This window comes from Blautia sp. AF19-10LB (genome assembly GCF_003461245.1).
Classification (GTDB): domain Bacteria; phylum Bacillota; class Clostridia; order Lachnospirales; family Lachnospiraceae; genus Blautia_A; species Blautia_A intestinihominis.
Map to the genome: position 1 here is coordinate 56,108 of NZ_QTWS01000009.1, position 23,880 is coordinate 79,987.

The window sequence follows — 23,880 nt, forward strand, 5'->3', positions numbered from 1 at the left end:
TTACTTAATGCAGTGCCCCTGCCTGACTGATTAATTCAAAATCGCATTGTCCAGACATCCATCATCGCTTCCGCCGTCAGAATCTCCGGAATCATCGCTTCCGCCGTCAGAATCTCCGGAATCATCATAACCGTAGTCATCGTAGCTGTAATCATCATAGCTGTAATCATAGCTGTAATCCTCTGTCTGTGAGGATGTCTGCTGTGCCGGTGCTTCTGTCGGTTTCGGTACCAGTGCCTGCTCTGTTTCCTTTGTATTGACAGATTTCTTCAGATCCTTGCTGTCAAATACAATATAAGCAACTTCTCCTTCAAGATGAAGTTCCGCTTCCTCTGTATCGCCAAACGGAAGTGTATGAAGTGTTGCAGTTGTTCCATCTTCGAATGTAATCTGCATATCATATTTCTGAACTTCCGGCTCAGATGTTTCAGATGCTTCTTCTGTGTCCTTGTCATCTGCTGTCTCTGCTGCATCTTCTGTGTCTGCATTCGGGTCAAACCAGAGTGTTCTTTCTTCATCTGCTGCAAACTTGTCATCTTTTTCGAGGAAATTATCCGGATATTTCTCATCTTTCTCATTCTTGACAGTCACTTCTGTAATCACCTTACCTGTAAGGTTCTTGAATTTCAGGCTGAAAACACCCTCTGCGTCTTTATCTGTTTCCGGTTTTTTACCGATTGTTTTTTCTTCTTCTGTTTCTTTGGAATCCCCGGTATCATCTGCTTTGGCTTCTGTCGCTGTTTCTGTGTCTGCTGCCATAACAGCCTGGCCTGCTAACAGACTGGTTCCAATTGCCGCTGTCATTAAAATTGTTACGATTTTTTTCTTCATTTACCTGTCCTGCCTCTCTTTTTAGTAGACTTTTTTCTTGATATACTTCAAAGTACCTTTCTGTCCGTATTTGACTGCATATCCTGTGTAACCTTTCGGTCCGTATTCCTTCTGGAAGTTTGGATCATATACATAAGTGTTGTTTTTGACCTTAATTTCAACCCATGCATGAGGTCCATTGCCTTTACCTTTGTTTACGTAACCAGTTACATAATGTGCATTATATCCCGCAACCTTTGCCATCCAGTAAAATGTACTTGCCATCACATAGCAGTCACCACTTCCTGTACGGAAACCATAAATTCCATAATATGTCTGGTTTTTCTTTGCCACTTTGTAGTTTCCATTGTAGCGAAGAGATGCTGACCAGTTAAACGCTTTTCTTAAGTTACCGCCACATTTCTGAAGACGGATTGCTGCCAGTGTCTCTACCTGAGACAGTTTGGTTGCACGTCCCCGAGTATCGATCCTGTAGTAAGTACTTGCGTTGTATTTGTAATATTTCTTGTTTTTCACAAGTGTATATTTGGAATCAAAGATATAGGTATATTTGCCGATCTTACGGATTCCTTTTACTTTTTTGCCGTTTTTGTCATAATAATATTTATGATCTTTGCTCCATGTATTTTTCAGAACAGCTGCTTTGGTTGTTGCCGCTGACACGGTCTGTACATTCATAACCGGAGCTGCTGCCGGCATTGCTGCGATCACAAGACTTAAAACGAGTGCTGTTAATTTTTTCTTCATGCTAGATTCTCCCTCTTCTTTCTTAGTAGCGTGAAACAAGGCTCTCTACAACATCATATTTATAGCTCTTACCCTTTGGACGGAATACAGATAACTCTACATTATCATAAGTATAGGTGATATCCACTCCGTTTCCATTTCTGAAACAACTGTTTTTGGAAATTTTGTATTTTTTGTATTTTCCGAGAAGTTTCTTGATTGTTGTTGCATTTTTGTTTGTTCTGGAAGCAGCTCTCAACTGTGCTGTTTTTGTTTTGTTGTAAGTCCCGTTTGCGTTGAAGTAATATACATATGGCATTCCATATGCAGAGGTACTTCCCACACGTACTCCCTTAACTCTGTGTCCCAGATAATCAAAGCCATAATACTGACCCTTGATCTTTTTGACAATTACACTGTATTTTCCCATCATTTCTTTGTCGGCCTGATAGGCTGCACCATTTGCTCCAAAGTAATAGGTATAGCTGACCTTGCCGCTCTTGATCTTACGCCAAGCATTACACAGTTTCTTGCCATTCTCATAAGCGTAATATCTGCCGCCTGATTTCTTCAGGGTTGTTTTTGCAGCAGCCTGCACAGTGACTGGCTGAGAAACTGAAACAACCGGTGTCAGCATGAGCAGCAGGAAAAGTGCTACTGCCAAGATTTTTCTGGTTTTTTTCATGTTGATTCTCCTTTTTTATTTAAAATTTTATTTTATACTGTGCTACATAAGACGGGCGTGAAGCCGCATCAAATAAAGCTCCATACATGTTATCATAATAGCGTCCATTTATCATCACAAAGCTGTGTCCCTCTGCCAGAGTGATCACATACGGCTGATATCCCAGTTCCTTTGCAACTGCTGCGACTGCACTTGCCATTCCATAACAGTTTCCTGTCAGACCGTTTTCAAACATCTGAACTGCGTATTTATATACCCATCTGCGGCTTCTGAATTCAGCAGGGGTAGGATCCATGCTTCCTACAAATCTATTATAACCTATAATATAATTAAAGCATGCCCGCAGTTTCTGACGATTGGTCATACCTGCTGTTGTATGATTTGCAATAAATCTCCTTGCTGCCATCTTACAGCGTGCCTGCATGGTATCCACCGCATATCCGTTCTTGCCAAGCCTGAGACCGCTTATAGTCCTGTTGACTATGCATCTGCCGCTTTTGTAAGCATAATAGACTCTGCCGTTTACTTCCTGCCATCCGCCAACGCCTTTACCATATTTGTTGACGATAAACCAGTATGTGTTTATCTTTACGACTTTCGTGCTTCCAGGTGTCACTTTGTGAGAGTTCATATCAAATACATAATATATCCCTCTTACATTGCATGCCCCACCTCTGGCTGCTACGCCATTTTCACGAAACCAGTAATATTTACCTTTGATGATCTTCCATGTATTCCGGACAGGTTTATTATTGACATAATAGCGATAACCACCCTTTTCCCAGATAAGTCCCTTCTTGACTTTCGAAGTACTTCCCTTACCAGTGGATGCTGAAGTCTTCGCGCTGCTATTCACTGCCGCATGAACATCCCCTGCTCCACATGAAAGGATCAATGCAAAAAAGAATACCACCAGCATCGTTCTGCCAGCCCAACTACTTCTTTCCAATTTCATTCCCTCCTCTCCTTTCCAGTTTTTTTACATTATAATATATTCTTTGGACAATTTCAATCAATTGACCATCAAAATAAAAAAAGCAGTTGCAAAAGTATTTTCTGCTTGCTATAATACTACATATTCTCGGGGTATGGCGTAGCTTGGTAGCGCGCACGGCTGGGGGCCGTGAGGTCATGGGTTCAAATCCCATTTCCCCGATGTTCTTATTCAACAGGAAAGGCTTCTGGACGTTATGGTCGTTCGGAAGCCTTTTTGTTTTATTTTATTCTTTTATGCGACTGGTATGATATTTCTCACGACATCTGTATGACTGTAGCCGTCATAACGTGTTTTCAGATTGGTAAAGGTAACTGCTGCTGTCTCATTTATACTGTCCAGAACTGCTGTTCCTTCTCTGCCTGTAATCTGTACATTGGGAGTATTTGCTGTGATACCCTGAAATTTATAACGCAGCGTTTCTTTTTCACTGATCGTGTAACTTCCAAATGGAACTTTGGCTATTGTGCAGCTCAAAACGGCATAGTCTCCCTGTTTTTCGTAATTTTCCTGTCTGAACTCTACATAATTTTCGTAACTGTGCGCTTTTCCTTTCCGATCTGTTCCATTTACCACAAACCGGAAAACCGGATTTCCATGCGCCCAGATAATATCATTCTCCAGGATCTTTTTTGTTATCGTTATCTCACCATATGGCGGACGTATTCCTTCATTTGACACTTCCAGCGCAAAGTCCTGGTTTTCGTCCAGAATAGAGATATCTTCTTTCCAGTTCCCAAGGTATCCTTCTGGTGCCTGTGTCTCGACCAGTCTGAATTTTCCTTTGTTCTGGTCTGTATATTGCAGTTTTTTCGTATATAATTTCGTTTTCTCCGTATACGCAAACTGCTCTCCCGTAATGGCATAACTCTTTTTCTGTTCATCCCATGCATATGCCTGAAATACTGCTCCTGTCAGGTCTTTCGTGCTGTCTGCCGCATCTGTTTTGCGGATGCTGCAGTTCCTTTCAATAATCCCACGTACCCATGACATATTTGTTTTCTGGGTGTCTGCCATCTGTGAGGAATCAAGACGTCGTTTTGCCTGGTTTGAAATATGATAATAAATACCGTCTTTATAATGCCCATGAGCGGCAATCACACTGTCTGCTTTGGCTTTTACATGGATCCTGAAATAATAGGTTACATTATTGCAGGCCGCATCAGTCTTCAGAAAGCTGCTCGCAGCCGCAAACTTCACTGTATTCTTCGTAGCAGTGATCGTGAACTGCTGCGTGACATCATTCCCCTGAGCAGTTTCGACAGAAGCACTTTTGTACTCCAGGCAGGAATCCAGCTGATCCGTGACCTCAAATTTTTTGTAATCTCCCGGAAGAACTGTCTGTGAGATCATATAATCAAATTCCTTGGTCTTTGGGATAGTATAAGGTTTTTCCGCTGCTGTATCCGATTCCGATTCACGTCGTTTCATGCTGCTATAAGACGAATCAACAGCTCCGACTTTCTTCTCAGGTTCCGAATTCGGCTCATAGGTTCCAACTGTCTGTGCCCCTGACATAAAAAACGCTGAATACGGAGTTTTTCCTGTCAGTCCACCCGCACCTGCAAGCCAGTTTACTGTAAAGGACTTATTAAAATCTACATGACACCAGCCTTTTACATCGTTGTTATCTGTTGATGTTCCTTCCGGAGCACATACTTCTGTGTATACCGTTCCATTACTTGTAGTTCCGGTCGTCGCCTGTAGATGCTCGTACCCGCTTCGGATATACATGGCATCTACGCCCCATCCGTCATAAACACGAAATCCCTGACCTCCGTCAAGGTCCATCATCGTCACATGCCCTTTAGGAGAAATCTGATCTCCGGTTTCATGATCGAAGAACTCAAACTTAAAGCGCACAATTCCTACAGAAAGTGTTGAAAAGGCAATCCTGTCATTATAAAACAGAATACATGGAGAAATCACAGTATTGTCAACACCCATATGTGTATAGCTTACCGTACCCCATTCCGGCACTGTAATTTTCAGGTCTACAATTTTGCCCTTATATTCCCCTACATTTGTATACTTTGCAGAAATTTTTCCCTTCTGTGCAGCATTCTGAATACTGCATGCCGAAAAGGTATTCTTGTAATTTGTTGCACCATTCTGGGACCAACCAAACTGCGCATCCAGTTTAGCCGGAAGGCTTGCAGAAGCCCCCTGCACCTCCGTAAGTTTCGTCTTACCTTTTCGAAAAGCATATGCAAAGGCATACTCTGGTCTCATCTTATAATTTGCTGCCACAGCCTTGACTGCTGTAGACCTGGCAGAAGTACTTACTGCTTCCGCTTCTTCTCCGTCATTGAAAATCTCTGCTTCTTCATTTTCTTCCCCGGGAATTTTCTCAAACTCTGCATTCAGAATCACAGAACTTTCCGGCATAACAAACTCATATCTCTGATCTTCTCCCAGAGTTACCGAAACAGCTTCTCCTTCACTTTCTGCTGTTACTTCTGTGCACTCATATCCTTCAAATGGATGGATATAGAAACCCACTGCTTCTCCTGCCACAAAAAGATGTTCTCGTTCCTGCATCTGCAAAAGTTCATCGGCACTCAGCTTTTCCTGTTCTTCTTTAAGCTGCAGAAGATCCGTTTCAAATACAATCGTTCCCTGTTCTGCTCTGACTGTCACATCGAAAGAATCCGGTTCCATATTTTCTTCAAAATCTGTCTCGGATATCTCAGCAGAATCTCCGTCCGCATCTTCTGAAAAATCTTCGTCATCAGCTTTCTCTGTTTCGTCTCCGGGCATAAATATATCTTCATCTCCATCTGCATCCTGAAACTCATCCTGTATTTCTTCCTGAAACACAGAATCTGAGGCAGCAGAGATTCCCGTAACAGCAGAAACAGCAAATAATGCAGCAAAAATTCCTGATATTATTCTTTTTTTCATACTCCTCTGCCTCCTTTCCATGCTTTGATTACAAGAACCATGCCACCAGAAGCAAGAAGAAGGATCAACAGAAGTTCTGTTGCTGACGAGTCACCTGTTTTGACATGGTCTGCCTGTTTGCTTCCGTTATCTCTGGTCACTGCCGGCCGGGCAGTACTTTCCCCGCTTTCGGATCCTCCTGTTGAATCGGAAGATGATGTCTTTTCTTCTTCATTAACAGTAAAGATCCATGTGACATCTGTTTTTTTCTGTGCCATACGGTTATCCCACTCTGCCGGAATCTCCAGCCGAAACTTCATACTTCCTTTCTGTCCGGCTTCCAGAATTCCCAGCGTTTTGTTTCTGGCAAGACCCGTGGAATCCAAAGTCCCGCTGTACAGAATCTTATTTCCCATTGCCACGGTAAGTTTTACATCCTTAAGCATCGCAATCTGCTCACTGTTTCTTCCTTCCGTGCTGGTTCGGAACAAAATTTCCGCCGCACTGTCTGTAGTATTGGACACTGTGATCGTATCTGTAAGCACATCTCCCGGCATCGCAGTTCCGAGATTTGTAAAAAAATCTCCCGGCACAGACAGGAGTTTATGCGCCTTTCCGTTAAATTCCACTGACAGCTTCGTCTGCGGCTTTTTGCAGGTCATTGCTCCGTCTTCTTCATGGATACACTGCCGAATCAGCTGATTTCCCCATGGCGACATGGCACTGAAATCCGGTGTGAAATTCGCTGCCTGGATTGCTTCTGCCTGAATGGTCAGCCCCAGTTTCTGAAGCTCATGCTCCTTTTTCCAGGATGCCGGAATATGTACACTCTGGAACAGATCGACCGTCTCTTTTCTCTTCAGGATACTGGTGTAATAATAGTACTCTCCGCGTTTGATCCATTTAGAAGAAAAACCGGAAAGTTTCGTATCGTCCAGACCTTCCAGTTCTTTTCGGTCATTTGTATACAAGATTCTGGCGCGCACCCAGCACGGAAGAGCACGGTTTGTGATCCTTGGGATCTTGGATACCACTGCCCCGGGAAGGACATCTCCTTTATTGTTGTAAAGAACTTCTTTTGTTCCCTTCTTTTCAAATTCTTCCACACTGATCTTGATATCCCCCACAGAGATATGGTTCACAACCTGCAAAGTGTCCGAAAAATATCCATACACGCCTGATATCCCCAGGATGCTCAAAGAAAGAATTCCTGCCGCTATCTTTGTTCTTTTCCTCATAGTTCTTCCATCCTTTAAGTCCGATAAAATTCCCAGGCACTTCTGTAATCCTCAAATCCGGCAGCCTGCACAGACTCCTCATAAACCTGTACTTCAAATGCATCGATCTGATCCAGATATGTCTTTTCAAGTTTCGAAGAATCTACGGAGATTCCTGAAAAGAGAGGCGTTGTCTTCTCTCCTTCCCGGAGGACTTTTTTGTAATAATAAAATCCGTCATCTGCTTCCACCCAGTTTGTCCGATCTATCTGCTTCAATGTCACTGCCCTGCCTATATCAGAGTTGGAATACCCCAGTGATACCCTTACATAACAGTCGACCGAAGCCTCTTCGCCCTGCACATTTCCATTTGCGACCCATACTATTTTTGGAAGTTCAGAATCTTCATCTCCGGGCAGAGGTGATGGTGTGGGAAATTCTTCTACGATATTTGTCGTGTTCTTCCCCACGCCAACCACGTTTACTACCTGGTCATAAGAAGTCAGATATGCATTCGTACCACCGATTCCAAGGATGAAGCCCAGTGTCGCCGCACATGCGACAGCCAGTTTCTTCCTGTTTTTCATGTCTTACTACCTGCTTTCTTTCTGCACTTTCTTACGGAGTAACCTGACCTTCCTGTCCTTTATTCTGATTTACATATTTCTCATACGCTGTTCTTGCCTGGTCAACAACACTTGCAGAATCTCCTCCGGTATACGATGTCTGAATTGCATAGGCTCTGATCGGAATACTCAGATTTTTCTCATCGATCTGCCCCTCAATGATATTGAGGAATTTTACAGAATCAAACAAAGTGTTTGTTGTCTGCTCCGGCTTCAACACTTCATTATATGCATAGACATAGACCTGATTATCTCCTGTTTTTTTGGAGCTTAATTTTGTCCAGTTTGTCGGCGTCTGGAAAGAAAACAGTTCCTGTTCTCTTTTGCCTAATCGTGTTCCATCTTCTGATGCTGCCTCTACTTCTGCCATCGGAATGGATACTTCCAGATAGACGAATGCATCATTTACTCCTGTATTTTTGATCTGTGGATCTTTTTTTACGTCTTTTCCCGGCTCGATTTTTGTCTGTTCTTCCGGTTTAAATCCAGGCTCGTCCAGATCAATAGATACTTTGCCGACGGTAAACTGGTTATCTGCTTTATCAAAATCTGTCAGGTAAGCAGATACACCACCGATAGATGCCAGACATAAAACTCCTGCTACAAATCCTGCTTTTTTGAGGTTTCTTTTTTTGTTTGTTTTCATATTTTTGCCCGCGCTTTCTTTCGCGCTCTCCTTTCTGTCAGTTCATTCTGAACTATAAAAATCAATTCCTGCGAAATCATCAGAATACATATGGCCCAAATTGTCTTTCGTCTCATAAAAGCTGCCATATATCCAAGAAACGGTATTGTAAACACTACCGTTCCGAGCACCTGCTCTGCACTTACCGGTGCCAGGTCTTCCCCGTCATTTGCATCGCCCTTTGTGATCAGCATACTGCCTTCTCTGCGTATAACACGATGTGTCACAAAACTGTCATTCAGGCTGTATGTGATGATATCTCCGATCTGAGGGTCTTTCCGGCTGGTATCTGTAAATACAAGTCCTCCCGTCCTGATCTTTGGTTCCATGGAACCGGACAGAACCATATCTACAGAAATTCCGGCCCGGGGAAGTATCAGCAACAGCAGACCTGCAAGTCCAAGCACCGCGAAAAAAAGCCGTCCTGCTTTTTCTGCTGTTTTCATAAATCCTGCCTTTCTTTTTATGTAGGATATTTTATTGATCTTACGGCGGAGGCCTGCCCCGCAAAAGTCCCGTCATAGAGTACGCCCCTTTGCAGTTAAAATTAAAAAATAATAAAAATGGAATTCTAAAGATCCTCTTCAGAAGAAGAGTCCGTGGCAGAGATGTCTGCCGTTGTTTCAGATGGTCTTATCATACGCTGTGAGCCAAAGAAAGTCAACCAGATTCGTTCCCCCTGTTTCGACAGCCAAAAGTCAGAAAACATCAAAAAAAGACGCACCCTGACGGGTGCGCCTTAAAATTTCCTTAGTTATTGATGAGTTTATCCTCGCCGTTCCAGCTGTACAGTTTACGGATCTCCTCGCCGACTTTTTCTGACGGATGCTCGGAAGCCAGTTTTCTCATTGCTTTGAAATGAACCTGTTTTCCAGCGTCAGACATATCAAGCAGGAATTCTTTTGCGAATGTACCATCCTGAATGTCTGTCAGGATCTGTTTCATAGCTTTCTTTGTTTCTGCTGTAACGATCTTCGGTCCTGTGATGTAATCGCCATATTCAGCAGTGTTGGAGATAGAGTATCTCATTCCTGCGAATCCTGACTGATAGATCAGGTCAACGATCAGTTTCATCTCATGGATACATTCGAAGTATGCATTTCTCGGGTCATATCCAGCTTCGCAAAGTGTTTCGAAACCAGCCTGCATAAGTGCAACAACACCACCACAGAGAACTGCCTGCTCACCGAACAGGTCTGTTTCTGTTTCTGTACGGAATGTAGTCTCAAGAAGACCAGCTCTTGCTCCGCCGATTGCAAGACCATAAGCAAGTGCTTTGTCAAGTGCTTTACCTGTATAATCCTGCTCAACAGCTACCAGACAAGGAGTTCCTTTACCTGCCTGATATTCGCTTCTTACTGTATGTCCTGGTGCCTTTGGTGCGATCATAGTAACATCTACGTTCTTTGGTGGAACGATACATCCGAAATGAATGTTGAAACCATGAGCGAACATCAGCATGTTGCCTTCTTCAAGGTTCGGCTCGATATCTTCTTTGTAAAGTTTAGCCTGTTTTTCATCATTGATCAGGATCATGATGATATCAGCCTGTTTTGCTGCTTCTGCTGCTGTATATACTTTAAAGCCCTGCTCCTCGGCTTTCTTCCAGGACTTGCTTCCCTCATACAGACCAACAATGACATTGCAGCCTGATTCCTTTAAGTTCAGTGCATGTGCATGTCCCTGGCTGCCGTAGCCGATAATCGCAATGGTCTTACCATCCAGTAATCCTAAATTACAGTCTTCCTGGTAAAAAATCCTGTTTGCCATCTTTGTTTCCTCCTAAGCTATTTGTAAATTTTTTCATAATTTATCGTTAAGGGTATCTGCCCTTAGCAAACATGTTTAATGTAAAATCCTTATAAGAATTTTACGTCACTGGCACCTCTGGAAAGTCCGGTAATACCAGTTCTTGCAAGTTCCAGTATCTCATACTCTCCCAGAAGGTCGATCAGAGCACTCAGCTTGCTCTTGCTTCCTGTCATCTCAATGACCAGAGAAGTCTTGCCGACATCAATGACGTTGGCACGGAAAATATTTGCGATGGAAATGATTCCCTCTCTCTGCTCCGGTCTTGCTGCGACCTTCACAAGAACCAGTTCTCTGCTCACACTGTTGTCCGGCTCAAGAACCTTGATGTCTCTTACATCTACCAGCTTGGCAAGCTGTTTGGTGATCTGTTCCAGGATCATGGAATCTCCACTGCATACAACTGTCATTCTGGAATAACGCTCATCTGCAGTCACACCAACTGTCAGGCTGTCAATATTGTAACCGCGTCGGCTGAAAAGTCCGGAAATACGGCTCAAAACACCTGCGGTGTTATCTACTAACAGGGACAAAATTCTCTTTTGCATAACCCACCTGCTTTCATCACTTTAACCTTGTAAACAATTCCATTGTAAAATCGTTTGCATGTTTTACATTATAACAACATTAGCCCGTTTGTCAACGTCAAATTTTGCTGTATTTGTATATCTATGCATATATTTCGTGGTTTTTCTTACCTTTTTTGTATTTTATACAAGATATTTTTTGCGAAGAGAGTCGACTGCCTTTGGAGTCATGTAGAGAGCCCTCTTCAAAAACATTTCTTCGGAACCATAATCTTGTCTGATCGCGTCAAAAACCGCCTCCAGATATTCTTCCTTGACACGGTACAGTGCCTTGATCTTGTCCATCACTTCATTGTCCACGATCATCTTGGTTTCCAGAAGCCGGATCATATGCTGCTGGTCTTCCTCCAGGCAGCGGTTGGTACGGAGATAGTCCTCCATGATCGTCTCCATCGGTACCCCAAGCGCATAGAGAAGAAGTGCCGTTCCAACGCCGACCCTGTCTTTACCCATGCTGCAGTGCCACAGGACGGCACCCTCTTCCTGCTGCAGGATGACATCCAGAAAACGGGCATACTGTTTGACCGAAAAATCATCCCGCACAAAAGAAACATACTGTTTCTGCATGAACTCATCGATCGGCTGGTCAAATTTCAGAAGCATTTCCAGCAGATTTCCGGAACGGGTAATGCCAAGAGTTTCTTCATCCACGATTGAGATCTCATGGTACTCCACTCCCTCAAGAACGGTATCCGGTTTTTCCAGGACTTCCATTCTGGTACGAAAATCGACAACCGTCGACAGATGATACTCATCGAGGAGCGTATCCTGGTCCTGAAGAGACATATGATACAGATTACCACTCCTCAGAAGCCTGCGCGGAAGGATATGTCTTCCATCCTTCGTGGCAAGCGCTCCGAGATCGCGGGTATTCGGAAGGCTCTGGAGCGGAATCCTCGCACCCTTCGGAAAACCTGTTGCAAGTTTCGGATTCAGGACTTTGAGAAGCTGGATGCAGTCTCTGATCTCTTTGTCCGTCATCTCAAATTCATAGCGTTTTTTTCGCCGGGTGATGATCACAAGAGAGCTGGTGCTGAACTGCTTCTGCCGCCCACCTTCCACACCTTCTCTTCGCATATACGCCCACAAAATGTCCTTACATGGCAGATAATTGATCAGCATTCTTTTTGCGAAGATAAGATTGCCGTCTTCGATTCTTATTTTTCCATATTTCATAACTTTTTCTCCTGCCTTCTCAGATCAGACCGAGTTTTGTGAGACCGTTTCGGATTCCATAGTGAAACATATCTGTGGTCACATAATCTGCCAGTTCACGGATCTTCTGGGAACCATTTCCCATGGCCACCTTTGTCGCTGCATATTCAAACATGGACAGGTCATTGTTGCTGTCCCCAAAGACTACAGTGCTTTCCCACGGAATGTCAAAGATACGGCAGACTGCAGCGATTCCGACAGCCTTATTGCAGCCCTTCGGAACCAGCTCGATCGTTGTTCCCACAAACGCATTGTTCTCATGGCGGATCACGTCATAATACTGTGACAGTTCCCTGCATGCCTCTTCGTCGTTGCAGCCCTCTGTCATCTTGGCACTGATCTTGTTGATATGCATGCTGTCCTCATAGCCGCGGATCGGCCGCCATTTCGGTCCAAGAGCCTCTGTGATCAGGTCACGGTACCAGTTGACTTCATTCGTATACTCATCCTTGTCATAGTACATGAAATCTGCACCTTCCATGACCGGGATCAGACCGTATTTACGCAGAGTCTCCACGGAAAGTTTCGCCACTTCCACCGGCATCTCTTTGTTATAAAGCCGCTGTCCGTCTTTTTCAATAGTCGCGCCACATGCGCTGATCATACCGGTAAACGGGATCTGTTCCAGATAGCCCGGGACAAAAGCCCTGCTTCTTCCGGTGCACAGCCACGCCTCATGTCCGTTTTCCCTTAATTTACGGATCGCCTCTACCGCACTGTCCGGAACTCCTTTTTCAATATCGCAGATCGTACCGTCTGCATCAAAAAAAACTGCTTTTTTGTCTGTATTCATTCTCTTTCCCTCTTCTTATGCCTGTTTATGCAAAAAATTCCTTTGCTGCCTTAACAAAATACTCTGTGTCCCTCACCCCTGCTGTCTCATACGGAGAATGCATGGAAAGCTGTGGCAGGCCGATATCCACCGTATTCATCGGGACCTGCGTGTTGGAGATATTTCCAAGCGTGGAACCGCCCGGAATGTCAGAACGGTTGACAAATGTCTGCCACGGAACACCTGCCCCGTCGCAGAGATCTTTGAACACAGCCGCTGACACTGCATCTGTGCAGTATTTCTGGTTTGCATTGTATTTGATCACGATTCCTTTATTCAGAAGCGGATGGTTGACCGGGTCTGCCTTATCTGTATAATTCGGGTGGAGCGCATGGGCATTGTCTGCGGAGATCATAAAGCTGTCCGCAAGTGTCATCAGATATTCCTCGTATGTCCTTCCAAGCCCGCTGTTGATACGGAGAAGTGTGTCTTTGAGGAAGGTGGATGCCGCTCCCTGCTTCGTGCCGCTTCCGACTTCTTCATTGTCAAGGACACAGTGCACCGCAATGCAGTCCTGCTTCTGTGCGCCCAGAAAGCCCTTCAGAGAGGCAAAAGCGCACTGCAGGTCGTCCAGTCTGGCGCTGGATGCGAATTCGTTCTCTGCGCCCCATATGGAGCCTTCCATGCGGTTGTAAAGAAAAAGATCATGGCTCAGGATATCTTTTTCTTCTACATCAAGCTGTGTGCTCAGAAGTTTCTGCAGTGACACATCAGAACCTCCCATGCTGAACAACGGCAGCATATCCTTCTGCGGATTATAGGAAACGCCGCTGTTTGCCTCCCGGTTCATATGGATCGCGAGGTTCGGGAGCATCACGAGGTTCCTGTCGAAATCGATCAGTTTTTCTTCTAACTTTCCATCTTTTCGCACGATCACTCTTCCGGCAATGGACAGCGGACGGTCAAACCACGGTGCCATCAGCATCCCGCCGTACTTTTCGACATTCAGTTTCACGTAAGTCTTCTCTACAACGATCTCCGGGTTTTCTTTGATCTTAAAAGACGGTGAATCGCTGTGGCTGGCGATGATATGAAACTTCCATGATTCCTTCTCCGGTATGGTAAAAGCGATCAGCGCAGAATGGTTCCGCGTCACCACATATTTCCCTCCCGGTGTAAGCTTCCAGTGTTCCTTCTCCGAAAGCACCTGGAATCCATCTTCCGTCAGTCTCGCCTGCATTTCTTCTACAGCGTGGAATGCCGTAGGGCTTTTTTTGATAAAAGCAAGCAGTTCTTTTGTTGTTTCATAGTACATAATCAGCCACTCCTCATCTGTCGTTTATTCTGCACTTGATTATACGTTATTATCTTCTTTCTGGCAATGCCAATCTCACCAGGGGGGGTATCACGCAAAAAGCAGGGTGCCACTTCGACACCCTGCTGCCAGTTTTCCTAAATAAATTTTTATAAAGCTGTGATCCTGCGGATCGCTTCTAAGGTATTTTCGTAGGTTCCGAATGCGGTCAGACGGAAGAAGCCTTCTCCGTGTGCTCCGAATCCTGATCCCGGAGTTCCGACAACGTGTGCTGTCTTCAGAAGATAATCAAAGAAATCCCAGGAGCTCATGTTGTTCGGTGTTTTGAGCCAGATGTATGGAGCGTTCACACCGCCGGATACGGAATAGCCCGCTTCTTTCAGACCGTTGTAGATCGTATGGGCATTTCTCATATAGTAGGCAACCTGCTCTTTTAACTGTGCTTTTCCTTCCGGGGAATAGACAGCTTCGCCGGCGCGCTGTACGATATATGGGGCACCATTGAATTTGGTCCCATGACGTCTTGCCCAGAGATCATGAAGTGCAACACCTTCGCGGACAAGGTCTTTCGGAACAACAGTGAATCCAAGACGAACGCCGGTAAATCCCGCATTCTTGGAAAAGCTTCTCAGCTCGATCGCACAGGTACGTGCACCTTCACACTCATAAATGCTGTGCGGCACATCTTCCTCTGTGATATATGCCTCGTAAGCGGCATCATAGATGATCACTGCACCGTTCTTGTTTGCATAGTCTACCCACTCCTGAAGTTTGTCCTTTGTGATCGCTGCACCACTCGGGTTGTTCGGGAAGCAGAGATAGATCAGATCCGGTGTTTCTACCGGAAGTTCCGGCAGGAATCCGTTGGATTCCAGACACGGCATGTAGATCACGCCGTCAAAGTTTTCGTTTTTCTTATTGTATTCGCCGGTACGTCCTGCCATTACGTTTGTGTCTACATAAACAGGGTAAACCGGGTCGCAGACTGCCACTTTGTTGTCTGTGCCAAAGATCTCCTGGATGTTTCCGGAATCACTCTTTGCTCCGTCAGAAACAAAGATCTCATCTGCACTGATCTGGCATCCGCGTGCCTCGTAATCATTTTTTGCGATCGCGCTTCTTAAGAATTCGTATCCGAGATCCGGTGCATAGCCGTGGAAAGTCTCGGCATTTGCCATCTCATCGACAGATTTGTGAAGTGCATCAATGATCGCCGGTACAAGCGGCTGTGTGACATCACCGATTCCAAGACGTACGATCTCTACATCCGGATTTGCAGCCTGATATGCGGCTACTTTTTTTGCAATTGTGGAAAAAAGATAGCTTCCCGGCAGTTTCAGATAATTTTTATTTACTGTTACCATAATATATTCTCCTCATCTCTATGTTTGCGCTTCTCTTCTGAAGCATTATTGATTTTTTCTTTTCTCCACTTCTTTTACAAGTGCTTCACGGACTGCGTCCGGGCTTGCCTTGCCTTTGAGTTCTCTCATCATCTTACCGACAAAGAATCCGAATACTTTTTCTTTACCGCCAAGAAGTTCTGCGAGCGGTCCAGGGTTCTCATCCATGATCTTCTGTAAGATGTCGTTGAGAAGTCCTGTGTCTTCTACGATCTTGAGGCCGTGTTCTTCGATATAGGATACTGGTTCGATATCCTCATCAAAGACTTTTTCGAAGACTTTCTTTGCATTCTGTGCGCTGACTTCTTTTTTCTCTACCATCTGGATCAGGTCGGCGAGGTGTTTCGGTGTAAAAGAAACTTTTTCCACATCAAGGCCCTTGTCCTTGGTCAGACGGAGTACTTCACCCATGAACCAGTTGGCTGCTTTCTTCGGGCTGCCGCAGAGGTTTGCAACTTCCTCAAAAAGCTCAGAAAGGTGTCTGGACTCGGTAAGGATTCCTGCATCGTATGCCGGAAGCTCAAATTCTTCCTGATAACGAAGCTGTTTTTCCTCGCGGAGTTCCGGCTGGGAAGTGCGGATCTCATAGATCCATGCATCGGAAATATGGATCGGCGGAAGATCCGGGTCCGGGAAGTAACGGTAATCTTTGGCATCCTCTTTGGAACGCATGGCATGGGAAGATTCTTTGTTGTCATCCCAGCGGCGGGTTTCCTGGACAACGGCTCTGCCTTCTTCGATCAGCTCGATCTGACGCTCTCTCTCGCCCTCGATGGCTCTTGCGATCGCCTTGAAGGAGTTCAGGTTCTTCATCTCGGTTCTTGTTCCGAATGTCTCACTGCCGACTTCACGGACAGACAGGTTGACATCGGCACGCATGGAACCTTCCTGTAATTTACAGTCAGATACACCGAGATACTGCATCATGCAGCGAAGTTTCTCGAGGTATGCGATAACTTCCTCAGAACTTCTCATATCCGGCTCGGATACAATCTCGATCAGCGGCACGCCGCTTCGGTTATAGTCAACCAGAGAGCAGTCTTCCCATTCATCATGGATCAGCTTTCCGGCATCTTCTTCCATATGCATTTCGTGGATACGGATCTTTTTCTTTCCGGCGGAAGTTTCGATCTCTACCCAGCCATCGTGGCAGATCGGCAGGTAAAGCTGTGAGATCTGGTAGTTCTGCGGGTTATCCGGGTAGAAATAGTTCTTTCTGTCGAATTTGCAGTACTGGTTGATCTGGCAGTTTGCCGCGATACCGGCTTTGAGTGCAAATTCTACGACCTGACGGTTCAGTACCGGCAGGGAACCCGGCATACCGGTGCAGACCGGGCAGGTATGTGTATTCGGTGCTCCACCAAACTCTGTAGAGCATCCACAGAAGATCTTTGTTTTTGTTGCAAGTTCTACATGGACTTCAAGACCAATGACGGTTTCATACTGTTTCATGCCTCTTTGCCTCCTTTCAGAGGAGTCGGGAATGCCCCTCTTTCTGCTTCATAAGCAGCCGCTGCACGGAGGATCTTGTGTTCTCCGAAGCAGTTTCCGATCATCTGGATACCGATCGGCATGCCTGCCTTGTCCTGTCCGCACGGAACGGTGATCCCAGGCAGACCGCAGAGGTTGACGGCAACGGTATAGATATCGCCAAGATACATGGCAAGCGGGTCCTTGAGACTTTCTCCGATCTTTGGTGCTGTGTACGGAGCAGCCGGTGCAAGGATCACATCATATTTATCAAAAGCACGATCAAATTCCTGTTTGATCAGGGCTTTGGTACGAAGTGCTTTCAGGTAATAAGCATCGTAATAACCGGAACTTAAAACGAAGGAACCAAGCATGATACGGCGTTTGACTTCCTCGCCGAATCCTTCTGTTCTGGTCTTTTTGTACATATCGTGAAGTCCCTCGTACTCTGCTGCACGATAGCCATATTTTACACCATCGAAACGTTCCAGGTTGGAGCTTGCCTCCGCGCTGGCAATGATATAATAGGCAGGGATCATATATTCCATTGTCTCTACGGAGAAAAATTCTACGATCGCACCCTGTGAGGTGAGGACTTTGAGCGTCTCCATAAAAGCATCTTTGACTTCCGGATCAAGACCTTTGGCGAGGAATTCTTTCGGCACGCCGAACTTCATTCCGAGAAGTTTCTTCTCCTCAATGCTCTTTGAGAAATCAAGGTCTTTGCGGTCGAGGGAAGTGCTGTCTTTCGGGTCATGTCCTGCGATCACTTCAAGAAGTGCGGCACAGTCTGCCACGTCTTTTCCGACCGGTCCGATCTGGTCAAGAGAGGAAGCATAAGCTACCAGTCCATAACGGGATACGGTTCCGTAAGTTGGTTTGATCCCGGTCACGCCGCAAAAAGAACTTGGCTGACGGATAGAACCGCCGGTGTCAGAACCTAAAGCCATAAAGGCTTCTCCTGCTGCAACTGCCGCACAGGAACCGCCGGAAGAACCTCCCGGAACGTGTTCCAGATCCCACGGGTTCCTTGTCACACCGTAAGCAGAAGTTTCTGTGGTACTTCCCATGGCAAACTCATCCATGTTTGTCTTTCCGATCACGATCATTCCGGCTTTTTCCAGACGGTCGATGACTTCTGCATTATACTGTGGTACGAAGTTCTCTAATATTTTTGATGCGCAGGTTGTTTTTTTGCCTTTGATGCAAATGTTGTCTTTGACTGCGATCGGCACTCCGGCAAGCGGTCCGGTGTAAATGCCGTCCATGATTCCTTTTTCGACTTCTTTTGCTCTTGCAAGGGCATCTTTCTTATAAAGATCAAGATATGCGTGTACTTTGCCCTCTTTTTTCTCTATCTGATCAAAAACCTCTTTGACACCGTCTGCTACTTTGACCTGACGCTGTCTGATCTTTTTTGACAGCTCCAGGGCTGTCATTGTCTGCAGTTCCATCCTCATTCTCCTATCCTATGGTCTTCGGTACCTGATACTGTCCTTCTTTTTCCTTTGGTGCGTTTGCAAGCATTGCTTCTTTGTTGTCTCCGTTTGTCACAACGTCATCACGGAATACATTTTCATCACCAAAGATATGGGACAGAGGCTCCACGCCATCTGTATCCAGTTCGTCCAGTTTTTCTACATAATCCAGCATTTTCTGCATGTCCTGCTTTGCTTTTGCCTTGGCTTCCTCACCTAAGGAAAGTTTTGCGAGGATACATACGTTTTCGATTGTTTCGTCATCTATGATCTTTGCCATCTGGCTTTTCCTCCTTCTCTTACGGCTCCAGTCTGTTCAGGTCTCTCGGGAACAGACACGCTTCACGGACGTTTTCTTCTCCAAGAAGCTGCATGGTCAGACGTTCCAGACCAATACCAAGTCCTCCATGTGGCGGCATGCCATGTTTGAAGGTATCCAGATACTGCTCCATTCCTTCTTCTTCCATGCCTCTTGCTGCGATCTTGGCTTTGAGCTGATCGTAGTCATGGATCCTCTGTCCGCCGGTCGTTACTTCCAGTCCGTGGAAAAGAAGGTCAAAACTTAAGGTAAACTTCTCATCACTCGGATCATCCATTGCGTAGAACGGACGTTTCTTGGACGGATAATGAGTTACAAATACAAAGTCCGCATCGTATTCTTCTTTGAAGTATCTTCCGATCAGAGCTTCTTCTTCTGGCTCCAGATCGTATGGGTTGCGGATCTTACGGTTATATTTCTCGGAAACCAGTTCTTTGGCTTTGTCAAAACGAACGGCCGGGATCTTGTCGACTTTTGGAAGCTGTACTTTAAGGATCTGAAGTTCCTTTGCGTAGTCTTTCTGAAGAAGTGCTACTGCATACTGAAGAAATCCTGTTTCCATTGCCATGATCTCTTCAAAGCTGTCGATGTATCCCATCTCAAAGTCAAGGCTGGTATATTCGTTTAAGTGACGTTTGGTATTGTGTTTCTCTGCACGGAATACCGGTCCTGTCTCAAATACTCTGTCAAACACACCGACCATCATCTGTTTGTAGAACTGCGGGCTCTGTGCGAGGACCGCCGGTTTGTGGAAGTAGCTGAATTTGAAAAGGTTTGCTCCACCCTCGGCTCCTCTTGCCCCGATCTTCGGTGTGTGGATCTCTGTGAAACCGTTCTCATAGAGGTAATCACGGAAAGCACGTGTCAGCGCTTCCTGGATCTTGAATTTGGAACGTTCCTGGATGTTACGGAGTGCGATCGGACGTAAATTCAGTTTTGCCTCCAGAGATGTGTTTAATTTCCATTTGTCGATCGCCAGCGGCATCGGCTCTGCCGGCTGTGACAGGATCTCAATTTCTCTGATGCGGATCTCTCTTCCATGAGGCGCACGTTCTTCTGCATTCAGGATCCCTTTCACGCGAAGTGTCATTGCCTCTTTGAGATCATGAATGGAAAGATTTGCCTTTTCATTTTCAAAAACAGTCTGAAAAAGTCCCTCTCTTCTTCTGAGGATCACGAACGCAACATCGCCCATATTTCGGATGCTGTGAACGGCTCCTTCCAGAACAACTTCCTGATCCAGAAGTTCCTCTCCTAACAGTGCTTCCCACGAAGTAACTTCTTTTTTCCATGTACCATCCAAAAACTCCATTTCCTCATCCTCCATATTATAAGTCTCTTAAAAGTTTCTATTATTATTCATCATATAAAAGCATCAAAAGCATCTGTGCTGTTTCTACCATGTTCGTTCCGGAATCCATGCTGGATTTCTGGATATAACGGTAGGCTTCATCTTCACTTAAATGATTTCGCTGCATCAGCATCATTTTTGCATTGGATATATAGTTCTGTTCTTTCCAGGATCGTGCCTTTGGTTTCTTTTTTTCTTTTCTTTTTCTTCGCTCCTGCTGCGTCAGGATCATATTTACTGTGTTGACAAGGTCGCTTGCCTTGACCGGCATCTGTACCGACAGGATCGATGTCGGCACTTCACAGATCACTCTTGCAGACGCAAGAAGCAGCATTTCAAAATCTCTTGGCATACACTCTGAAAGATCAAGATAATTCATATCCGGAAGCCGATGACTGCAGATCAGTACGCCGCTTCCAAGTTCGGAAGCACTTGACAGAGCATTTGATGCGGTTGTACATACAGATGCAACGGTAAATCCGTGCCGCGCCAGAACCGCACGGATTTTTTTTGCATCTTCGATTTTGGGTAATGCGATCACAATGCTGCTCATACAAGTGTTCTCCTATTTTTTGTCTTATGCTTACAGGCGATACAGGTATTCTTCTACTTCCCAGTCAGTTACCTGTCTGGTATAACGCAGCCACTCATCTTTCTTCTGTGCAAGATAAGTCCTGCAGAATTCTTCGCCCAGTATTCCCCGGATCCAGGTGCTGTTTTCAAAAAGCTCGATCGCATCTTTGAGTGTTTCCGGAAGATGCTCTGTCTCCTGATCCTGTGTTGCGATATTTGACGATTTTGTAGGAGAAATTTTGTTTCGGATCCCATCCAGTCCGGCTGCAAGACATACTGCAAACACCAGGTACGGATTGGAAGATGCATCCGGACTTCTCAGTTCCACTCTTGTTCCCTCTCCTCTTGTCACAGGGATGCGGACAAGTGAATTCTGATTATTCTCTGTCCAGGTAAGTTCTGTCGGTGCATCATATCCAGGAACAAGACGCTTGTAGGAATTCACGAGAGGATTAGTGATCAGTGCCATCTCCTTGCTGTGTGCAAGAAGTCCTCCGATAAAATAACGGGCCTCTTCACTTAATTCTCCCGGATGATCTGCGTCTTCAAACAGATTTCTTCCATTTTTGAATACAGAAAACTGGATGTGCATTCCGGAACCATTTACCTCTGCTCTTGGCTTCGGCATAAAAGTTGCATGAAGGCCATGACGCTTTGCAACAATACGGACTGCCATCTTGAATGTCATGATGCAGTCTGCGATATCACGGATCTCACCATAGCTGAAATCAATCTCATGCTGTGCCGGAGCTGCTTCATGATGGGAGGATTCTACTTCCATTCCCATATCCTCGAGAGTCAGCACCATGTCACGTCTTGCATTCTCGCCAAGATCCAGCGGACTCATATCCAGGTATCCTGCTTTTTCGTGTGTTACGGTTGTCGGATTGCCATTATCGTCTGTGTGGAAAAGAAAAAACTCACACTCCGGATCGATATAGCAGGTGTATCCTTCCTGCTCCGCCTCTTCGGCTACTCTCTCAAGAATATATCTCGGGCTGTTTTTGTATGGTGTACCATCCGGCCAGTAGAGATTGCAGATCATTCTCGCAACTTTTCCCTGCTGCGGACGCCACGGCAGGATAGCAAACGTATCCAGCACCGGACGAAGATAAAGATCAGATCCCTTTTCAGGATCCATCCCTGCGATCTGTTCGCCGTTGATCATACACTGATTCGCTAACGCACGGGGAAGTTCCCGGGTCGTAACAGCGATATTCTTGATCGCACCGAACATATCAGTAAACTGAAGGCGGATGAATTCTACGTCTTCCTCCTCAACCATCTGTAATATTTCTTCTCTGGTATAATTCCCCATGCCATTCTCTCCTTATCTATTGAAAATAAAAACAAAAAAGGCGTACTTTCGGAAGGTTTACCCTCCAAAAGAACGCCTTTGTTCATGCAGGTATTATAGCAACCGGCATGGTCTTTGTCAACGTCTTTTTTCAGAGATTTGTATAACCCATCAGGGATTCATCTACGGCTTTGGCGGCTTCGCGGCCCTCGCGGATCGCCCATACGACCAGAGACTGTCCTCTGTGCATGTCGCCAGCTGTGAAGACTCTCGGTACAGAAGTTGCGTAGGCATCCGGTTTTGTCTCAACGTTTGTTCTTCCATTGATCGCTACGTGAAATGCATCGGTTACGTATTTCTGGCTTCCGAGGAATCCTGCTGCGATCAGGACCAGATCTGCAGGGATCACTTTCTCGCTTCCCTCAACCGGAACCATCATCATCCTTCCGGTCTTTTCGTCTTTTTGTGCTTTGAGGTCTACGATCTTTGCCTTGCACACATTGCCTTTTTTGTCAGCGATAAATTCGGTGACGGTTGTCTGATAGATCCGTGGATCATGTCCGAAAACTGCGATCGCTTCTTCCTGGCCGTAGTCTGTCTTGAGGACTCTCGGCCACTGCGGCCACGGGTTGTTTGCAGCACGCTCAACCGGCGGTTTCGGCATCATCTCAAGCTGTGTCACAGATTTTGCACCAAGACGGACGGAAGTTCCTACGCAGTCATTTCCTGTATCACCACCACCGATGACAAGGACATGTTTGCCTTTTGCCAGTTCATATGGAACTTTTTCGAAGTTGCTGTCGAGAAGTGTCTTTGTGACCATTCCGAGGAAGTCTACTGCGAAATAGATCCCTTTTGCCTCTCTTCCAGGCACTTTGATGTCACGCGGGTTGGAAGCTCCGCAGGCAAGCACGACTCTGTCATACTGTTTCAGCAGGTCTTCTGCCTTGATGTCCTTGCCCACGTTTGTATTGAGGACAAATTTTACTCCTTCTTCTTCCATGAGACGGATTCTTCTGTCTATTACAGATTTCTCCAGTTTCATGTTCGGGATACCGTAGCGGAGAAGTCCGCCCGGGCGGTCGCTTCTTTCATAAACTGTAACACTGTGGCCTCGTCTATTGAGCTGCTGTGCTGCTGCAAGTCCGGATGGACCGCTTCCGATCACGGCGATGGTCTTGCCGGTGCGGACATTCGGTTTCTGCGGCTGGACCCAGCCTTCTTTGTAAGCGGTCTCAATGATCGCTCTTTCGTTTTCCTTTGTGGAAACCGGCTCTCCGTTTAAGTTACAGGTGCAGGCTGCCTCGCAGAGTGCAGGACACACTCTGGAAGTAAACTCCGGAAAACTGTGCGTCTTGGAAAGTCTCAAATATGCCTGTTTCCAGTTTCCTGTATATACCAGATCGTTTGTCTCAGGAACAAGGTTGTGCAGAGGACAGCCGGATGCCATTCCTCCGAGCATCATTCCTGACTGGCAGAAAGGAACGCCGCATGCCATGCAGCGTGCCCCCTGAAGTTTCTGTTTTTCTTTGCTGAGTGGAGTCCGGAACTCATTGAAATTGGCAATCCGGACCTTTGGCGGCAGTACTTTGGCTGTCTCTCTGTTATATTCTAAAAATCCTGTTGGCTTTCCCATGTTTCCTC

The 23,880-nt window shown here is 45.7% G+C and carries 22 protein-coding genes and 1 tRNA gene; 1 reads left to right on the forward strand and 22 read right to left on the reverse strand.

Features of this window, described 5'->3' with window-relative positions; genetic code table 11:
- Positions 1-30 precede the first annotated feature (30 nt).
- Genes DWX28_RS07140 through DWX28_RS07155 form a run of 4 tightly spaced genes read right to left on the reverse strand, consistent with a single transcriptional unit; the run spans position 31 to position 3,197 of the window.
- Positions 31-831 (reverse strand): hypothetical protein, encoded by an 801-nt coding sequence (locus DWX28_RS07140; protein WP_118252279.1) that lies wholly within the window; start codon positions 829-831, stop codon positions 31-33.
- A gap of 21 nt (positions 832-852) precedes the next feature.
- Complete coding sequence (locus DWX28_RS07145) at positions 853-1,578, reverse strand: transglutaminase domain-containing protein (RefSeq protein ID WP_118252280.1); 726 nt, start codon at positions 1,576-1,578, stop codon at positions 853-855.
- Positions 1,579-1,600: 22 nt separating this feature from the next.
- Positions 1,601-2,242: a hypothetical protein gene (locus tag DWX28_RS07150; protein WP_118252281.1), complete on the reverse strand. Its 642-nt coding sequence runs from the start codon at positions 2,240-2,242 to the stop codon at positions 1,601-1,603.
- A 19-nt stretch (positions 2,243-2,261) separates the two neighbouring features.
- The gene (locus DWX28_RS07155) at positions 2,262-3,197 is read right to left on the reverse strand and encodes a hypothetical protein (protein ID WP_118252282.1); all 936 of its coding nucleotides are present in this window, start codon (positions 3,195-3,197) and stop codon (positions 2,262-2,264) included.
- 127 nt (positions 3,198-3,324) lie between these two features.
- Here DWX28_RS07155 and DWX28_RS07160 point away from each other — a divergent pair.
- Positions 3,325-3,398: transfer RNA gene (locus tag DWX28_RS07160), tRNA-Pro, on the forward strand.
- 72 nt (positions 3,399-3,470) lie between these two features.
- On the opposite strand, the gene DWX28_RS07165 is transcribed toward DWX28_RS07160, so the two are convergent.
- The 18 genes from DWX28_RS07165 to DWX28_RS07250 form a co-directional block, all read right to left on the reverse strand.
- On the reverse strand, positions 3,471-6,140 hold the full coding sequence (locus DWX28_RS07165; RefSeq protein WP_158565291.1) for an isopeptide-forming domain-containing fimbrial protein: 2,670 nt from the start codon (positions 6,138-6,140) through the stop codon (positions 3,471-3,473).
- The gene (locus DWX28_RS07170) at positions 6,137-7,357 is read right to left on the reverse strand and encodes a hypothetical protein (protein WP_118252284.1); all 1,221 of its coding nucleotides are present in this window, start codon (positions 7,355-7,357) and stop codon (positions 6,137-6,139) included. The genes DWX28_RS07165 and DWX28_RS07170 overlap by 4 nt, the downstream gene beginning before the upstream one ends.
- A 14-nt stretch (positions 7,358-7,371) precedes the next feature.
- Positions 7,372-7,923, reverse strand: coding sequence for a SipW-dependent-type signal peptide-containing protein (locus DWX28_RS07175; protein WP_118252285.1), 552 nt, complete (start codon positions 7,921-7,923; stop codon positions 7,372-7,374).
- A 31-nt stretch (positions 7,924-7,954) separates the two neighbouring features.
- On the reverse strand, positions 7,955-8,608 hold the full coding sequence (locus DWX28_RS07180; RefSeq protein WP_022214765.1) for a TasA family protein: 654 nt from the start codon (positions 8,606-8,608) through the stop codon (positions 7,955-7,957).
- Entirely contained in the window at positions 8,605-9,093 is a 489-nt protein-coding gene (locus DWX28_RS07185) for a signal peptidase I (RefSeq protein ID WP_118252286.1), read from the reverse strand. Before DWX28_RS07185 ends, DWX28_RS07180 begins: the two co-directional genes overlap by 4 nt.
- A 304-nt stretch (positions 9,094-9,397) precedes the next feature.
- The gene (ilvC, locus tag DWX28_RS07190) at positions 9,398-10,417 is read right to left on the reverse strand and encodes a ketol-acid reductoisomerase (RefSeq protein ID WP_022214763.1); all 1,020 of its coding nucleotides are present in this window, start codon (positions 10,415-10,417) and stop codon (positions 9,398-9,400) included.
- 89 nt (positions 10,418-10,506) lie between these two features.
- Positions 10,507-11,004, reverse strand: a complete 498-nt coding sequence (gene ilvN, locus DWX28_RS07195; protein ID WP_022214762.1) for an acetolactate synthase small subunit — start codon at positions 11,002-11,004, stop codon at positions 10,507-10,509.
- Positions 11,005-11,166: 162 nt separating this feature from the next.
- Complete coding sequence (locus DWX28_RS07200; RefSeq protein WP_022214761.1) at positions 11,167-12,219, reverse strand: tyrosine-protein phosphatase; 1,053 nt, start codon at positions 12,217-12,219, stop codon at positions 11,167-11,169.
- Between the two features lie 19 nt (positions 12,220-12,238).
- Positions 12,239-13,051, reverse strand: a complete 813-nt coding sequence (locus tag DWX28_RS07205; RefSeq protein WP_118252287.1) for an HAD family hydrolase — start codon at positions 13,049-13,051, stop codon at positions 12,239-12,241.
- A gap of 25 nt (positions 13,052-13,076) precedes the next feature.
- Complete coding sequence (locus DWX28_RS07210; RefSeq protein WP_118252288.1) at positions 13,077-14,345, reverse strand: M18 family aminopeptidase; 1,269 nt, start codon at positions 14,343-14,345, stop codon at positions 13,077-13,079.
- Positions 14,346-14,494: 149 nt separating this feature from the next.
- Positions 14,495-15,709, reverse strand: coding sequence for an LL-diaminopimelate aminotransferase (locus DWX28_RS07215; protein WP_022214758.1), 1,215 nt, complete (start codon positions 15,707-15,709; stop codon positions 14,495-14,497).
- Positions 15,710-15,754: 45 nt separating this feature from the next.
- The gene (gatB, locus tag DWX28_RS07220) at positions 15,755-17,200 is read right to left on the reverse strand and encodes an Asp-tRNA(Asn)/Glu-tRNA(Gln) amidotransferase subunit GatB (protein ID WP_118252289.1); all 1,446 of its coding nucleotides are present in this window, start codon (positions 17,198-17,200) and stop codon (positions 15,755-15,757) included.
- A complete protein-coding gene (gene gatA, locus DWX28_RS07225) occupies positions 17,197-18,672 on the reverse strand; it encodes an Asp-tRNA(Asn)/Glu-tRNA(Gln) amidotransferase subunit GatA (protein WP_118252290.1) in 1,476 nt (491 codons plus the stop codon). Before gatA ends, gatB begins: the two co-directional genes overlap by 4 nt.
- A 10-nt stretch (positions 18,673-18,682) precedes the next feature.
- The gene (gatC, locus tag DWX28_RS07230) at positions 18,683-18,976 is read right to left on the reverse strand and encodes an Asp-tRNA(Asn)/Glu-tRNA(Gln) amidotransferase subunit GatC (protein WP_022214755.1); all 294 of its coding nucleotides are present in this window, start codon (positions 18,974-18,976) and stop codon (positions 18,683-18,685) included.
- Positions 18,977-18,995: 19 nt separating this feature from the next.
- The gene (gene aspS, locus DWX28_RS07235; protein ID WP_022214754.1) at positions 18,996-20,327 is read right to left on the reverse strand and encodes an aspartate--tRNA(Asn) ligase; all 1,332 of its coding nucleotides are present in this window, start codon (positions 20,325-20,327) and stop codon (positions 18,996-18,998) included.
- 43 nt (positions 20,328-20,370) lie between these two features.
- Complete coding sequence (locus DWX28_RS07240) at positions 20,371-20,919, reverse strand: ANTAR domain-containing response regulator (RefSeq protein ID WP_022214753.1); 549 nt, start codon at positions 20,917-20,919, stop codon at positions 20,371-20,373.
- A 30-nt stretch (positions 20,920-20,949) separates the two neighbouring features.
- Complete coding sequence (glnA, locus tag DWX28_RS07245; protein ID WP_118252291.1) at positions 20,950-22,257, reverse strand: type I glutamate--ammonia ligase; 1,308 nt, start codon at positions 22,255-22,257, stop codon at positions 20,950-20,952.
- Between the two features lie 130 nt (positions 22,258-22,387).
- Positions 22,388-23,872 (reverse strand): glutamate synthase subunit beta, encoded by a 1,485-nt coding sequence (locus DWX28_RS07250; RefSeq protein ID WP_022214751.1) that lies wholly within the window; start codon positions 23,870-23,872, stop codon positions 22,388-22,390.
- Positions 23,873-23,880: the final 8 nt, after the last annotated feature.

Coding starts and splice junctions, on each gene's coding strand:
- DWX28_RS07205 (WP_118252287.1), bottom strand. CDS start 13,051: ATGAATACAGACAAAAAAGCAGTTTTTTTTGATGCAGACGGTACGATC.
- DWX28_RS07240 (WP_022214753.1), bottom strand. CDS start 20,919: ATGAGCAGCATTGTGATCGCATTACCCAAAATCGAAGATGCAAAAAAA.
- DWX28_RS07150 (WP_118252281.1), bottom strand. CDS start 2,242: ATGAAAAAAACCAGAAAAATCTTGGCAGTAGCACTTTTCCTGCTGCTC.
- DWX28_RS07170 (WP_118252284.1), bottom strand. CDS start 7,357: ATGAGGAAAAGAACAAAGATAGCGGCAGGAATTCTTTCTTTGAGCATC.
- DWX28_RS07155 (WP_118252282.1), bottom strand. CDS start 3,197: ATGAAATTGGAAAGAAGTAGTTGGGCTGGCAGAACGATGCTGGTGGTA.
- DWX28_RS07185 (WP_118252286.1), bottom strand. CDS start 9,093: ATGAAAACAGCAGAAAAAGCAGGACGGCTTTTTTTCGCGGTGCTTGGA.
- gatC (WP_022214755.1), bottom strand. CDS start 18,976: ATGGCAAAGATCATAGATGACGAAACAATCGAAAACGTATGTATCCTC.
- DWX28_RS07145 (WP_118252280.1), bottom strand. CDS start 1,578: ATGAAGAAAAAATTAACAGCACTCGTTTTAAGTCTTGTGATCGCAGCA.
- gatA (WP_118252290.1), bottom strand. CDS start 18,672: ATGGAACTGCAGACAATGACAGCCCTGGAGCTGTCAAAAAAGATCAGA.
- glnA (WP_118252291.1), bottom strand. CDS start 22,257: ATGGGGAATTATACCAGAGAAGAAATATTACAGATGGTTGAGGAGGAA.
- DWX28_RS07140 (WP_118252279.1), bottom strand. CDS start 831: ATGAAGAAAAAAATCGTAACAATTTTAATGACAGCGGCAATTGGAACC.
- DWX28_RS07250 (WP_022214751.1), bottom strand. CDS start 23,872: ATGGGAAAGCCAACAGGATTTTTAGAATATAACAGAGAGACAGCCAAA.
- DWX28_RS07180 (WP_022214765.1), bottom strand. CDS start 8,608: ATGAAAACAAACAAAAAAAGAAACCTCAAAAAAGCAGGATTTGTAGCA.
- aspS (WP_022214754.1), bottom strand. CDS start 20,327: ATGGAGTTTTTGGATGGTACATGGAAAAAAGAAGTTACTTCGTGGGAA.
- DWX28_RS07165 (WP_158565291.1), bottom strand. CDS start 6,140: ATGAAAAAAAGAATAATATCAGGAATTTTTGCTGCATTATTTGCTGTT.
- ilvC (WP_022214763.1), bottom strand. CDS start 10,417: ATGGCAAACAGGATTTTTTACCAGGAAGACTGTAATTTAGGATTACTG.
- ilvN (WP_022214762.1), bottom strand. CDS start 11,004: ATGCAAAAGAGAATTTTGTCCCTGTTAGTAGATAACACCGCAGGTGTT.
- DWX28_RS07175 (WP_118252285.1), bottom strand. CDS start 7,923: ATGAAAAACAGGAAGAAACTGGCTGTCGCATGTGCGGCGACACTGGGC.
- DWX28_RS07200 (WP_022214761.1), bottom strand. CDS start 12,219: ATGAAATATGGAAAAATAAGAATCGAAGACGGCAATCTTATCTTCGCA.
- DWX28_RS07215 (WP_022214758.1), bottom strand. CDS start 15,709: ATGGTAACAGTAAATAAAAATTATCTGAAACTGCCGGGAAGCTATCTT.
- DWX28_RS07210 (WP_118252288.1), bottom strand. CDS start 14,345: ATGTACTATGAAACAACAAAAGAACTGCTTGCTTTTATCAAAAAAAGC.
- gatB (WP_118252289.1), bottom strand. CDS start 17,200: ATGAAACAGTATGAAACCGTCATTGGTCTTGAAGTCCATGTAGAACTT.